Origin of the sequence: Jeotgalibacillus sp. S-D1 (genome assembly GCF_004358665.1) — a bacterium.
Lineage (GTDB): Bacteria > Bacillota > Bacilli > Bacillales > Jeotgalibacillaceae > Jeotgalibacillus.
This window is the reverse complement of sequence record NZ_SMZR01000001.1, coordinates 1,296,779-1,309,272: the sequence shown is the minus strand read 5'-3', so window position 1 is coordinate 1,309,272 and position 12,494 is coordinate 1,296,779. Positions and strand designations below refer to the sequence as shown.

The 12,494-nt window shown below is 40.2% G+C and carries 15 protein-coding genes; 9 read left to right on the top strand and 6 right to left on the bottom strand.

Translation table 11 applies throughout. The features are described 5' to 3' along the window. Nucleotides 1–161 precede the first annotated feature (161 nt). Together E2R51_RS06625 and yhfH are read right to left on the bottom strand one after the other, a co-directional pair. On the bottom strand, nt 162–779 hold the full coding sequence (locus E2R51_RS06625; RefSeq protein WP_133376208.1) for an acetate uptake transporter: 618 nt from the start codon (nt 777–779) through the stop codon (nt 162–164). Nucleotides 780–1,050: 271 nt separating this feature from the next. Next, entirely contained in the window at nt 1,051–1,179 is a 129-nt protein-coding gene (gene yhfH, locus E2R51_RS06620) for a protein YhfH (protein WP_133376207.1), read from the bottom strand. A 180-nt stretch (nt 1,180–1,359) separates the two neighbouring features. Between yhfH and E2R51_RS06615 the strand changes: the two genes are divergently transcribed. The 3 genes from E2R51_RS06615 to E2R51_RS06605 all read left to right on the top strand — a co-directional run bounded on the left by E2R51_RS06615 (nt 1,360) and on the right by E2R51_RS06605 (nt 5,008). Further along, nucleotides 1,360–2,127 carry an MBL fold metallo-hydrolase gene (locus tag E2R51_RS06615; protein ID WP_133376206.1) on the top strand — a complete coding sequence of 256 codons (768 nt, stop codon included), beginning with the start codon at nt 1,360–1,362 and terminating at the stop codon, nt 2,125–2,127. Further along, the gene (lplA, locus tag E2R51_RS06610; protein ID WP_133376205.1) at nt 2,111–3,100 is read left to right on the top strand and encodes a lipoate--protein ligase; all 990 of its coding nucleotides are present in this window, start codon (nt 2,111–2,113) and stop codon (nt 3,098–3,100) included. Before E2R51_RS06615 ends, lplA begins: the two co-directional genes overlap by 17 nt. Nucleotides 3,101–3,451: 351 nt before the next feature. Further along, the gene (locus E2R51_RS06605) at nt 3,452–5,008 is read left to right on the top strand and encodes a fatty acid--CoA ligase family protein (protein ID WP_133376204.1); all 1,557 of its coding nucleotides are present in this window, start codon (nt 3,452–3,454) and stop codon (nt 5,006–5,008) included. A gap of 116 nt (nt 5,009–5,124) precedes the next feature. Here the strand turns inward: E2R51_RS06605 and E2R51_RS06600 are convergent, their stop codons facing one another. Beyond that, nucleotides 5,125–6,654 carry an ABC1 kinase family protein gene (locus E2R51_RS06600; RefSeq protein ID WP_165967154.1) on the bottom strand — a complete coding sequence of 510 codons (1,530 nt, stop codon included), beginning with the start codon at nt 6,652–6,654 and terminating at the stop codon, nt 5,125–5,127. A gap of 303 nt (nt 6,655–6,957) precedes the next feature. On the opposite strand from E2R51_RS06600, the gene E2R51_RS06595 reads away from it, so the two are divergent. Further along, a complete protein-coding gene (locus E2R51_RS06595) occupies nt 6,958–7,734 on the top strand; it encodes an enoyl-CoA hydratase-related protein (RefSeq protein ID WP_133376202.1) in 777 nt (258 codons plus the stop codon). 39 nt (nt 7,735–7,773) lie between these two features. On the opposite strand, the gene E2R51_RS06590 is transcribed toward E2R51_RS06595, so the two are convergent. Further along, nucleotides 7,774–8,331 (bottom strand): helix-turn-helix domain-containing protein, encoded by a 558-nt coding sequence (locus E2R51_RS06590; RefSeq protein ID WP_133376201.1) that lies wholly within the window; start codon nt 8,329–8,331, stop codon nt 7,774–7,776. A gap of 125 nt (nt 8,332–8,456) precedes the next feature. Between E2R51_RS06590 and E2R51_RS06585 the strand changes: the two genes are divergently transcribed. From E2R51_RS06585 to E2R51_RS06570, 4 genes are all read left to right on the top strand, one after another. Beyond that, entirely contained in the window at nt 8,457–9,176 is a 720-nt protein-coding gene (locus tag E2R51_RS06585; RefSeq protein ID WP_133376200.1) for an AzlC family ABC transporter permease, read from the top strand. Continuing rightward, nucleotides 9,173–9,481 carry an AzlD domain-containing protein gene (locus E2R51_RS06580; RefSeq protein ID WP_133376199.1) on the top strand — a complete coding sequence of 103 codons (309 nt, stop codon included), beginning with the start codon at nt 9,173–9,175 and terminating at the stop codon, nt 9,479–9,481. The genes E2R51_RS06585 and E2R51_RS06580 overlap by 4 nt, the downstream gene beginning before the upstream one ends. A 63-nt stretch (nt 9,482–9,544) precedes the next feature. After that, nucleotides 9,545–10,342: a YihY/virulence factor BrkB family protein gene (locus tag E2R51_RS06575; RefSeq protein ID WP_133376198.1), complete on the top strand. Its 798-nt coding sequence runs from the start codon at nt 9,545–9,547 to the stop codon at nt 10,340–10,342. A 28-nt stretch (nt 10,343–10,370) separates the two neighbouring features. Next, nucleotides 10,371–10,763, top strand: coding sequence for a thiol-disulfide oxidoreductase DCC family protein (locus E2R51_RS06570; protein WP_133376197.1), 393 nt, complete (start codon nt 10,371–10,373; stop codon nt 10,761–10,763). Here E2R51_RS06570 and E2R51_RS06565 read toward each other — a convergent pair. Beyond that, entirely contained in the window at nt 10,760–11,140 is a 381-nt protein-coding gene (locus E2R51_RS06565; protein WP_133376196.1) for a hypothetical protein, read from the bottom strand. The genes E2R51_RS06570 and E2R51_RS06565 overlap by 4 nt on opposite strands. 321 nt (nt 11,141–11,461) lie before the next feature. After that, nucleotides 11,462–11,701: an IDEAL domain-containing protein gene (locus E2R51_RS06560; protein ID WP_165967153.1), complete on the bottom strand. Its 240-nt coding sequence runs from the start codon at nt 11,699–11,701 to the stop codon at nt 11,462–11,464. 198 nt (nt 11,702–11,899) lie between these two features. Between E2R51_RS06560 and E2R51_RS06555 the strand changes: the two genes are divergently transcribed. Then, nucleotides 11,900–12,493 carry a competence protein ComK gene (locus E2R51_RS06555; RefSeq protein ID WP_133376194.1) on the top strand — a complete coding sequence of 198 codons (594 nt, stop codon included), beginning with the start codon at nt 11,900–11,902 and terminating at the stop codon, nt 12,491–12,493. The last annotated feature ends 1 nt before the right edge of the window (nt 12,494 follow it).

Below are 12,494 nucleotides of genomic sequence, written 5' to 3'. Positions count from 1 at the left end.
CTGGTTTGTGGCGGGCTCCACACCGCAGCAGCCCGGAGTTTCACACTTTCAGCTCCTGTCCATGTGGCAGACCAATGATACAGAGGGATACTAACAGGGGTTTATAAAAAAAGCGGTGCCATAACAAACAGGCACCGCGAAAAGAAATTTTGCAACTATGCTTATTTAAAGATGCCAAATGGCTTTCCAATAGGAAGTGTGATTTTACCAAAATGAGTGTTTAACACATTTGCTGCAGAACCATAGAAACTGAAAACAGCAATAAGCAGTTCAGCGATGGCCGCCAATAAATGCATAGCTTCCGGTGCAATTCCCAACGTGGAAAATGCCAGGCCGATAAATAAGAAATCAATTAGAACAAATATAAAGAATAGGACTTTGTTTGTTTCCATCGCAGCTACAGTCATGAATAGACTGAAGATCAGATAGCCGACATAGGCTATACCCAGCTGATTTGGATCAGCAGCAGCTGCTGCAGCTTCCCCGAAGACGCCATACTCGATTAACCACGATGTGCCTATTCCAAGCCAAAACAATCCAAACGCACCAAAAGCAGTGGTGCCAAATGTATTATTATGTTTTGCGTCTTGTATACTTGCAAATAACTGAGCAAATCCTCCGAGAAAAATAGCCCAGGGTATAACAAAGGATACGCCATCTGTCCATCCCAGCTTTGCTGAAGATGCCACAAGGGTTACCATTGCCAGACCAAATAACCCGATAGCGGAAGGGTCCGCTGTTGTAATTTGAACACGTTGACCAGCTTGATGTTGACTCATAATTCGATTACCTCCTATAAACATACTTGACTAATTTACATAATAAAAGTGTAGGAGGCAATAGAAAAAATGATGTAAGCGAAACTTTCATAAAAAGACTATTTTTTAAAAAGATTGTAATAATTTAATAGTAGAAAAAAATTTTTAAAAAACATACTTTTTCACCAGGCATAGCGATCCACCCGATCCTGAATAGATGTTGATTAAAAACAAATATAAAAAACCCTCACGGCACAGATGCAGTGAGGGTTATTCCTAGTATATGAGTTTATTAATGTGATGCCTTGCATTTATCACATGTAGTACCGTAAGCTTCGGCTTGTTCTTCCATTTTTTCTCCACAAGAGACACATTTTTTGGGCGGCAGGTTTCTGAAAAATTCCATTACGTTTTCAAGCATCCATCTCATCCCTTTCCGATTAGCTGTTATACAACTAATTATTATATAATGTAGTGTATTATAACAGTTGTACTTTCGTCAAGGCTTTTAAACAGCTAATTGCTCATTAATGAAAAAATAGTTCAAATGAAGTATAGTATTAGTAGCGAAAAAGTCAGCCGGATGAAGGAGGAACACGCAGTGAAGGTTACAGTAGTGGGCTTTTGGGGAGGATATCCCAAAGTTAATGAGGCAAGCACGGGTTATCTGGTAGAGCAGGATGGCTTCAGTCTATTAATTGATTGCGGCAGCGGAGTCCTCAGCCAAATCCAGCGATATCTTGCTCCTGAAGAATTAGATGCTGTTGTGATTTCTCATTACCATCCTGATCATACAGCGGATATAGGTGTGCTCCAGCATGCGCTGCTTATTCAGCACTTTTTACAGGAAAAGCGATTCCATGTTCAAGCATTTGGCCATATTGAAGATCAAGCTGGATTTAACGCGCTTGAATATAAAGATTTAATGTCCAAAAACGCCTATAATCCTAACGAAGTTTTACAGCTGGGACCCTTTTACTTAACATTTCTTAAGACGATCCATCCTGTGCCCTGTTATGCAATAAAAGTGGAAAGTGATACAGCGAAGCTGGTTTTCACAGCTGATTCAGCTTATCAGGAATCGTTTATTTCATTTGCTCAAGGAGCTGATTTATTAATTTCTGAATGCAATTTTTACAAGGGGATGAATGCGGCTCAAGCAGGACATATGACTAGTGAAGATGCAGCCGCCATTGCACAGTCTGCCAATGTTAAGATGCTATTGCTTAGTCATCTTCCTCATTTTGGGGATTTGAATCAACTGGCTGAGGAAGCAAAAGAAACCTATTCCGGTGAGGTGCTGCTTGCTTCATCAGGTCTGACTATTACCTATACTCAAGGGGGAGCACCAAATGTTGTACATCGATAATAAAGGAATAACTGATCCGCAAATTAACCTGGCCATTGAAGAGTATGCGTTAAAAAAGCTGAATATTAATGAAGATTATTTATTGTTTTATATTAATCAGCCTTCAATCATCATTGGCAAGAATCAAAACACAATTGAAGAAATAAACACTGATTATGTAGAGAAAAACAATATAAAGGTTGTCCGCAGGCTTTCAGGAGGCGGAGCTGTTTATCATGATTTTGGAAATCTGAATTTCAGCTTTATCACCAAAGATGACGGAGACAGCTTTCATAACTTCAAAAAATTCACAGAGCCTGTTGTAGAAGCCCTTCACCAAATAGGAGTACCGGCAGAATTAAAAGGCCGTAATGATTTGCTTGTTGGAGAGAGAAAGATTTCAGGAAATGCTCAATTCTCAACCAAAGGCCGGATGTTCAGTCATGGCACGCTGATGTTTGATTCTGAAATCGACCACGTTGTTTCCGCGTTGAAAGTGCGTAAAGACAAAATTGAATCAAAGGGTATTAAATCAATCAGAAGCCGTGTAGCAAATATTTCTGAGTTCATGGATGAAAAAGTGACAATCGAAGAATTTAAACAGCTTATTTTAAGCCATATTTTTGGCGGAAGTGAACATATTGAAGAGTATGTGCTGACAGAAGAAGACTGGGAAAATATCCATGCGCTTTCAAAAGAACGTTATCAGGAATGGGAATGGAATTACGGAAAATCACCAAAATTTAATTTGCAGCATTCACACCGTTTTCCTGTAGGAAACGTGGACGTTCGACTAGATGTCGACAAAGGGAAAATTCAAAACTGTAAAATTTATGGCGATTTCTTTGGGGTAGGTGACGTAGAAGAAATTGAAAATAAATTAACCGGTCTACGGTACGAAAGAGAGCTTATTGAAGAAGCGCTCAAAGATGTAGAGATGAAGCATTATTTCGGACGAATTGAGAAAGAGGAATTTATTGATTTACTTTATTAATTTTCTAATCTGTAATCGTTTATCTTCACATTAAGCTGATGTCGTGTACATCAGCTTTTTTTTCAGGGTAGGGGGAAAAGTTGATGTTGAAATGGATCGTGCTTGCATTGGTTCTGACTGGTCCAGTTTTTAACTGGCTAGGACATAATATAATGATTGGATATGTGGTGAGTTTAATTAGCGCAGCTATGTTTATCATAATGGATATAAAGGACAAAAATTCGAAATGAAAACGCTCTCTTGATAATAGATTAAGAGTTGGATATAATTAGTTAGAATATTCTTTACTATTTTTTTATAACAAATATGAATGAATGATCATTCATAAATTACATCAAAGGGGATGTACATATGAATTTATCAGATCGATTAAAAGAGACTGCCGCGGCTAATGCAGACAAAACGGCTTATGTGTTTTTAGATCAGTCTTCTTCTTATGGGGAATTAAATGATGCAGTTAACAAAATGGCCAACAGTCTGCAGGCCATGGGTGTGAAAAAAGGGGATCATGTTGGTCTGCTGCTTGGGAATTCACCCCACTTCGTCATTACGCTTTATGCTGCACTTCGGGTGGGGGCAACTGCCATACCGATTAATCCTATTTATTCTCCAGATGAAATTGTCTATATTTTACGTGATGGGGACGTAAAAGTAGTAGTAGCATTGGATCTGTTGCTGCCGTTAGTGGAAAAAGCGCAGGAGGCACTGCCTGATGTTCAGCAGTACATACTTTGTGAAACCAGCCCCGAGACGCCTGAAAAACTAAATTCATTAGATGTCAGCATTAAACGGAAGATCATCAGTTTTACAGAAGCGATTACCCCTCATTCTGCTTTATTTGAAGGACCTAAGCTTGCAGAAGAGGACATTGCGATCATTCTATACACTTCCGGTACGACAGGAAAACCAAAAGGGGCCATGCTGACACATCGCAATGTTTATTCCAATGCCAGTGACACTGCTGCGTATTTATCAATTACGGGAGATGACAGAGTGATAGCGGCTTTGCCTATGTTTCATGTATTTGCTTTGACAGTCGTCTTAAATGCACCGTTAGTTAATGGGGGTACTATATTAATTGTGCCGCGTTTTAGTCCAAAGGATGTTTTTGAAATAGCACAAAAACATAAAGCAACTGTTTTTGCGGGTGTTCCGACTATGTACAATTTTCTGTTGCAGTATGAGGATGCGAAACCGTCAGACTTTTCATCCATTCGTTTGTGCATTTCCGGAGGTGCATCGCTGCCAGTCGCTTTATTACATAGTTTTGAGGACAAGTTTAATGTCAGGATGTCAGAGGGATACGGATTGTCTGAAGCGTCGCCTGTAACCTGCTTTAATCCACTTGACCGGGAACGGAAAGCCGGATCAATCGGAATATCCATTACCAATATTGAAAATAAAGTCGTTAATGAACTCGGCGAAGAATTGCCGGCAGGGGAAGTAGGAGAATTAATTGTACGCGGCCCCAATGTCATGAAAGGATATTATAAAATGCCGGAAGAAACAGAAGCGACAATCAAAGACGGGTGGCTTTACACTGGCGATTTAGCCAAAAAAGATGAAGAAGGATACTTTTTCATCGTTGATCGTAAAAAGGACATGATCATAGTTGGCGGTTATAATGTTTATCCAAGAGAGGTTGAAGAAGTATTATATGCGCATGAAGGTATTGTGGAAGCAGCGGTCGTTGGAGTGCCGGATCCGAATTACGGAGAAGCTGTACAATGCTTTGTCGTAAAAAAAGATGCTTCCTTAACTGAAGAGGATCTTCTTGCATACTGCTTAGAGCGGCTGGCCAAATATAAAATTCCAACTGTTGTGGAATTTATTGAAGAACTGCCTAAAAACACAACAGGTAAAATTCTTCGCCGTGCATTGCGGGATCAGGTAAGACAAGGGTCCTAATAAAGCATTAATACGAAGGTGCTGTGCAAGAAACACATTAAAAGGGAACCGGTTAATTTTCGCAGCAGGCAAGTGTAGATAAAAGAAGAATGCCCCCGTGAGGCATTCTTCTTTTATTAGATATGATTACGTTCATTTAAGATTTTGTTTGATAATCCCCTGTAACGCAATCCCCCTAAAAGTACGAGAAAAGCAGCTCCCGCCGCAATCCACCACTCCGCAAACCACACGCCGGCATGCAGTGTCAGAAGGGGGATGGCTGTTAGAAAAGCTGTATCCCTTCTTTTTGTAACAAGATCCTGCAAAGCCAGGGCTTTCCGATCATTTTCCTGCTGCATGCGTCGGTAGCGCCGAGGTTCATCCAAGACTTCCTGAATTTTTATTGGGTAGGAAAGCAGCGGCTGAAAATACCGTCTAATATATTCAAAGGCAGAGTCTGAAAACGACTCATCCTCGTTTCGGCTTTTTACCCAATTCAATACAGTTGGTCTTGCCATTTCGATAAGGTCTGCTTCAGTGTAGATACTGTAAATTACTCCGGTGAAAATAGAAATTGCACGTCCAAAAAAGGCAAATTCAGTTGGCAGCTGAATAGGCTGTTTTCTGACGATATCCTGCATATCATTTAGCAGCTGCTCCATTAACAGGCTGTCCCCGTTCTTCCACTCATTACTTTTATAAAAAACGACTAATCGTTCAATGATTTCTGCCAGCAGCTCTTTGTCTGCATGCGGGAGAAGAAACTTCATCGATTCGAGCGCTTTTACTACCTGCTCGTAGTCTTCAAAAATGATGCCCTCTACAGCCTGTTGAACCGCATCTGCATCCTTTTGGCTAATCATTCCCACCATGCCAAAATCAATCAGTACAATCGTTCCATCACTTTTTAGCAGAATATTCCCGCTGTGGGGGTCTGCGTGAAACATGCCTTCGTTTAGAAGCTGTTGAATAAAAAGATTAAGGATGCGACTGGCCAGCTTTTTGGGGTTAATGTTATGCCGTTCCAGAAAAGGTTGGTCGGTTATTTTCGCTCCTTCAATCCATTCCATTACTAATACACGGTGTGTGGTGTAATCGGAATGGTAGAAGGGTACTTCAACACCATCTGTCTGACTGAATCTTTCACTAAACGATACCCCATTTGCCAGTTCTTTCTTAAAATTAAGTTCATCACCAATGACTTTGGTCATTTCATGGTACAACGAGACCAAATCCATTTGTTTGCCAATCGAGGTAAATTGTTTAGCAAGCCAGATTACAATTCTCATTGCTTTAAAATCCGTGCGTATGATCGATTCAATCCCGGGACGCTGCACTTTTATTGCGACGGCATCACCATTATGCAGCCAGCCCTTATACACATCTCCTATGGATGCAGATGCTGCCGGTTCAGCAGATACTCTCTGAAGAATGGTGCTGTAGTCTGTGTTCCATTCTTCTTCGATGACTCTTCTTGCTTTTTCCCAAGGAACAGCAGGCACCCGGTCTGTCAGCCCCTCCAGCTCGGCCAAAAACGACTTAGGCATAATATCGGCCCGTGTAGATAGAAATTGACCAAGTTTAATCATAAGACCTTCCAGTTTTAATGCTGTTTTTTTGTATTCCCGGGCTTGCTTAGCTGCCAGGTCATCCCATTTCTTTTCCACCTCTTTATTCCATTTGCCTTTATATTTTTTCTGGAATCTGTATGTTTGGAGAAAAAATTTTGCCGCCATCCATACAATTTTATATATACGATAAAACGCTGCCCGTTTCGTTGGGATCACTCCTTGTAAGGTAAAGTACTAGTATCAGTTTATTCGATAGAATAAAAGTTTCAACATACTATGGGTTTACCACGGGTTGTGCTGCCTAAACTGGAGAAGTAATGCGCTGTTTCCATGAGAATGATATAATTAGAATGTAAGGGTTTACATTAAAGACGGACATAAAGGGGAGAATACATACATATGGAAAAGATTCTGCTTGAACAAAAAGATCATCTGGCGATTGTAACACTGAACCGCCCGGATTCAATGAATGCATTTAACTGGGATACACTAATGGAACTGGAACAGATCGTGGAATCACTGCGTATTAATCCCGATGTAAGGGTTGTTGTGTTTACAGGGGCCGGGGAGAAAGCATTTAGTGTGGGAGCTGATTTAAAGGAAAGAAAAACATTAAATGAGCAGCAGGTAAGAAGAAATGTAAATAAAATAGGAGAGGTATTCAGTGCGGTGGAAGCACTTCCCCAGCCTACTATTGCTGCAATGAATGGTCATGCGTTCGGGGGAGGGATGGAACTGGCGCTTGCCTGTGACTTTCGGATTGCGACGGAAAAAGCAATGATGGGTTTAACAGAGACGAGTCTGGCCATTATACCGGGTGCGGGAGGAACGCAGCGGCTGCCCAGGTTAATTGGTGAATCCAAAGCAATGGAACTTATTTTAACGGCTAAACGCTTAACCGCTGCAGAAGCACAGGAGTGGGGAGTCGTTACCAGAACAGCCCCTCAGGAGACTTTTTGGAAAGAAGTGAACAATCTGGCTGAAGCAATGCTTGCGAATGGTCCTGTTGCCCTTTTACAGGCAAAATATGCGATAAAAACCGGAATGAATGCGGATCTGAATACGGGTCTGCAAATTGAACGAAAAGCATATGAGCTTACCATTCCAACAGAGGACCGGATAGAAGCGCTAATTGCTTTTGGTGAAAAAAGAAAGCCGCAGTTTAAAGGGAAATAACGTAAAAAGCGGGCTCCAGATCAAACTGGAGCCCGCTTTTTACGTTTCCAGGTAATGAATAACCATTTGACAGGTTATTTTATGGGTGCCCCTATTTTCGTATTTGTGTACGGAGTCAGCTTTAAAGCGTATTGAATCGTTTGGTGAAAGTTTATATTCTTCTTGTTGAATTGTGATATGGAGTTCTCCCCGCGTAACGGTTATATACTCTTCAACCGTCGCACCGTGGCTTTCACTAACGTATTCACACCCTGGATCTAATTCGATCATAAAATATTCCCACTGACGGACGGGGTCATAAGTAAAAATAGGAAGAACCCGGTATTTTCCGTCGTCTTCTTCCAGTACTTCGATCGATTCAGCCCTAATAACGCTGACCTGTGATGAGGGCACAGCCAACAAAGAAGAAAATGACACCTTTAACCCATTTGCTATTTTCCAAATAGTCCCTACCGACGGATTAGACTCACCGCGCTCTATTTGTCCAAGCATGGCTTTGCTGACACCTGTATGATGAGCCACCTGATCAAGTGTCCAGGCCCTTTTCTTTCGAAGAATCCGTAAATTGACTCCTAATTGTTTTTTTATTTCATCCATATTATTTCACTCCAAGGGTTGTAGTGGATAACGCATATTTGTATACTATAATATAAATATATTATAACGTACATATATCTACTATACTAAACCAATTTCAACTATTAAAAAAGGGGTGGTTCTTAATGCAAATGGCTGTACAAGCATCAACAAGGACAGAATTTATACGGGGAATGCAGGCAGGGATGAGCATTGCCATCGGTTATTTGCCCGTAGCACTTACCTTTGGGTTACTTGCTAAAACCACAGGTCTTACATTTATTGAAACAGTGCTAATGAGCATCATGGTGTTTGCAGGTGCTGCACAGTATATCTCACTATCATTGCTCGCAAGCGGAATCGGCATCGGTATTATTATTTTTAATACTTTTATTGTGAATATACGCCATTTTTTAATGTCTGCTTCTTTAAATGAAAAAATGGAGAAAGACTCACTTGCTAAAAAAGCAGTTTATGCTTTTGGTTTGACTGATGAAACTTTTGCGGTTATTGCGGCGCGAGAAGGAAAGTCTACAACTTCTTTTGCTTATGGCGTCATGCTGGTTGCTTATGGAAGCTGGGTGATAAACTCTGGTGCAGGGCATTTAATTGGCGCCAGTATTCCAATGTTTCTGCAGGCGGCAATGTCAATTGCTCTGTACGCTATGTTTGTAGGGCTCTTAATGCCGTCACTAAAAAAAAGCGCAAAGGTTGTTTATTTAGCTTTGGTTGCAGCTGCGGTCAACTGCCTGTTTACATTTACGGGTGTGCTCGAAACGGGCTGGGCGATTGTGGCTTCTACACTTATTTCTGCAGTCCTGGTTGAAATTATGGTAGCTGGGCGTAAAAAGGTGGGAATAATATGAGTATGGCTATGTTTATTTTAATTATCGGAATGGCGATTGTTACCTATATTCCTCGGATGCTCCCTTTAACGCTGCTGGAAGGAATTGAACTGCCGGTCTTTTTTCAGTCTGTTTTGCGTAATATTCCGTATGCAGTTTTAGGAGCATTGATATTTCCGGGAATTCTGCTGATACGTCAAGGAGATCTTTGGTTTGGTGTGGCAGGAACGGCAGCGGCCTTTGCCATTGCATGGACAGGAGCGAACGTCATGATTGTCGTAATGGGCTCAATTGTTGTATTATCTTTTTACTTACTCGTTTTATAAGTGCTTTTAGGACAACCCGTTTCAAAAAGGGATCAGAGGCAGGGTGAAAGGAGACAAAATTACGTGATCGCTCGATTTAAATATGCGATAAAACGATTTTTTAAAGAAGGATTTTATGATCAATCTGCTCAGACAGCGTATTATTTTATGTTATCGATATTTCCTTTTTTGTTTATGGTGGTATCCATTGCAAGTTTCTTTCCAATCAATTCTAAGGATTTAATCGCCATCATTCAGCCCTATGCTCCACCGAGCACGTATAATTTAATTGAAACAAATTTGATTTCTATATTAGATTCTGGACAAGGGCAGATACTATCTATAAGCGCGCTGTCGACATTTTGGATATCATCCATGGCAATCCAGTCTCTGGTCCGCTCGTTAAACGATGCTCATGGCATCAAACGCAAACAAAGCTTTTTAAAAGGACTGTTTAGTGATTTTTTTCTGACAGTGGGGCTGATTTTTATTCTGCCGCTCACCATCCTGATACCAATCATTGAAAAGTTTGTTCGAAGATGGGCTGAAAAAGTAATTTTAGTTCCTGTAGACTGGCTACAGTTATGGGGGCCAGTAAGATGGGGGATTGGTTCTTTAGTTCTTCTTCTGTTCTTTTGGGCTGTCTACAGGTATCTGCCCAGCCGCAGGCTTATGTGGAGATCTGTTTTTCCCGGTGCATTATTCGTTACAATCGGATGGCAGGTCATCTCAGAAGGGTTTTCTATTTTTGTAGGGTACAGTAATTATACGCAATTATACGGGCAGCTGAGTTCTGTTATGGTGCTGTTGGTCTGGTTTTATTTAACAGCATTTATATTGCTGTTTGGAGGATTGCTAAACGCTTATAAGCAGGATAAGTAATATTCATATTCATGCAGGGGGAATCGATATGTCGTCTATTGTGTTGTTTGATGGTGATTGTCATATTTGCAATTGGAGCATTCAATTCATCATGAAGCGGGACCCGCACGGTAAATTTAAATTTGCTTCTTTGCAGGGAGAGATTGGTCAAAAACTTAGAAGAACGTATAAAGTAAATCCCATGCTTGATTCAGTACTATTAGTTCAAAATGACCGTATGTGGAGCAAATCAACAGCTGCTTTACGAATATGCCGAAGCTTAACCGGTCCGGCACGCTTACTGTCTTTATTAATTTTCGTGCCAAGACCCATACGGGATACTTTATATAACTTTATTGCACGCAATCGATTTCATTGGTTTGGGAGAAAAAACGAGTGTCAATTACCAACTAAAGAAGAGCGAAGAAGGCTGTTGGATTAGCCGTCTTCGCTCTTTAATTCGTGATGTAAACCATGTTTTTTTCCTGTAATTGTATCTTTAATGACTTGAATGCAGAGGACAAGACAAAGCATTCCCATCATCCACAAAAGACCCGCAACCCCCATGAGAAAATGAATCTGATCAATAACATTGTCGATTGGAGTCATAGAACCTGACTGATCTCCAAGACCCATCCAAAACAAAATATGTGCACCGATCATAAAAACTAAATGAGCGATGAGCCAAAGAAATGCGCTTTTCATTTTTGGAGCAATTTTAACTGACCATATGGTAAAAGCGATCACTGCAAGCACTGCCGCTACAAAACCCCATTCCATTATTGCTAAAAAGGTGCTGTTTAATTCGTATCCGTTCATAGTTCAATCTCCTTGCCTGATAAATGATCTATCTCTATTATTCATGAATGAGGGATCTAATGCTACCCTGAATCCATGGCGATTTAATGAAGTTATCAATTCATCACTGAGCCTCTCTCTTATAATCATCAAAAAAGCCCTGCAAAGTTTTTACTTTGCAGGGCTTAAAAACTGTTTTTATAATTCCTGAATATACATTGTATAAATAGAATTATGCCGCTTTTTAACTAAAATAAGGAGCAGTGCGCGTCAAACTTGTTGATTTAACGATTGGACCCCCTAGCCTGTAATTTAATCCAATAAAGGAAGGGGGTTCACATTCTACACACCGTGTGTGTCCTCTAACGTATTTAATTCGGCTGAAAACTTCATGAACGCATCCTGGTCATTTTGATCGAGTGCGTCATTAATTGCCGTTAAAAGCTGTTCTTTACGATGCTTAACCAGTATTTCGTTGAGAACCATGTCAACGTAAATCTCCATCATCGTCATTTCGCTTGATTGTTTTTGAGGGACGGTTGACTCATTCATAAACTCTGCGAACGATTTGTTGTTTTCCATCTTCATCACCTCTACTACTTTTTTTCATTATAGTGAATAATCTGAATAATTTCAACCCAAAAGTTTTTTTCTTTTAAGAATAAATTTCCAGTTAATAAATTAAGGAAAAAAGTAATTAAAAATTCTGTTATTTAATATATACAAATACCTATATTTTATTTATAATATTCGTATATTCATGACAAAAGGAGTGGTTAAATGGAAAGTGCAGCCGGATTATTTTCACATTTGCAAAACCCAATCTACATTATTAATTCTCAAACAATGCTATTGGAGCCTTGCGAGGAAGGATATAAGAAGAAAACAAAAGTATATGAAAAGGATGCTCCGCCGTTTATTGCAGACCATCCTCCTCAGGAAATTATTCAGCAGTCCTGTTTATATTTTCTTTCATCCTATGAAGGCCGTAAAATCTCTACCAAATCACTTACAAATATTCGCCACAAGCCTCCTATTGTGATTGACCCCGTAACAGGCGTATATTTTTTCTCTACCCACTCTGATACCAACGATCAAAACCGCTGGCTTTCCCTGCAACATCTAAGGGGCTATGAATCCTCCGCTAATAACACAACATTAGTAACTCTTTCCGGCAATATAGAAGTGACGCTGCCAACATCGCGGAAATCCTTTATCCAGCAATATCTGAAAGCCTCGCATCTTTTTTGCAGAACCCAATTTAATTTTGATGAAATACGTGAAAAGACAGAACCTGCGTATACTGTAGAAAGCCAGGCAAGCCGACTAATATTTCTGGAATATCTTAATCGCATTGAAAGGGATCATAAATAAT

What these genes read in the sequence shown, in the direction of transcription:
- E2R51_RS06590 (WP_133376201.1), bottom strand. Translation starts at nt 8,331, where the DNA reads ATGGATGAAATAAAAAAACAATTAGGAGTCAATTTACGGATTCTTCGA.
- E2R51_RS06565 (WP_133376196.1), bottom strand. Translation starts at nt 11,140, where the DNA reads ATGAACGGATACGAATTAAACAGCACCTTTTTAGCAATAATGGAATGG.
- E2R51_RS06585 (WP_133376200.1), top strand. Translation starts at nt 8,457, where the DNA reads ATGCAAATGGCTGTACAAGCATCAACAAGGACAGAATTTATACGGGGA.
- yhfH (WP_133376207.1), bottom strand. Translation starts at nt 1,179, where the DNA reads ATGCTTGAAAACGTAATGGAATTTTTCAGAAACCTGCCGCCCAAAAAA.
- E2R51_RS06555 (WP_133376194.1), top strand. Translation starts at nt 11,900, where the DNA reads ATGGAAAGTGCAGCCGGATTATTTTCACATTTGCAAAACCCAATCTAC.
- E2R51_RS06625 (WP_133376208.1), bottom strand. Translation starts at nt 779, where the DNA reads ATGAGTCAACATCAAGCTGGTCAACGTGTTCAAATTACAACAGCGGAC.
- E2R51_RS06560 (WP_165967153.1), bottom strand. Translation starts at nt 11,701, where the DNA reads ATGGAAAACAACAAATCGTTCGCAGAGTTTATGAATGAGTCAACCGTC.
- lplA (WP_133376205.1), top strand. Translation starts at nt 2,111, where the DNA reads ATGTTGTACATCGATAATAAAGGAATAACTGATCCGCAAATTAACCTG.
- E2R51_RS06595 (WP_133376202.1), top strand. Translation starts at nt 6,958, where the DNA reads ATGGAAAAGATTCTGCTTGAACAAAAAGATCATCTGGCGATTGTAACA.
- E2R51_RS06605 (WP_133376204.1), top strand. Translation starts at nt 3,452, where the DNA reads ATGAATTTATCAGATCGATTAAAAGAGACTGCCGCGGCTAATGCAGAC.
- E2R51_RS06580 (WP_133376199.1), top strand. Translation starts at nt 9,173, where the DNA reads ATGAGTATGGCTATGTTTATTTTAATTATCGGAATGGCGATTGTTACC.
- E2R51_RS06570 (WP_133376197.1), top strand. Translation starts at nt 10,371, where the DNA reads ATGTCGTCTATTGTGTTGTTTGATGGTGATTGTCATATTTGCAATTGG.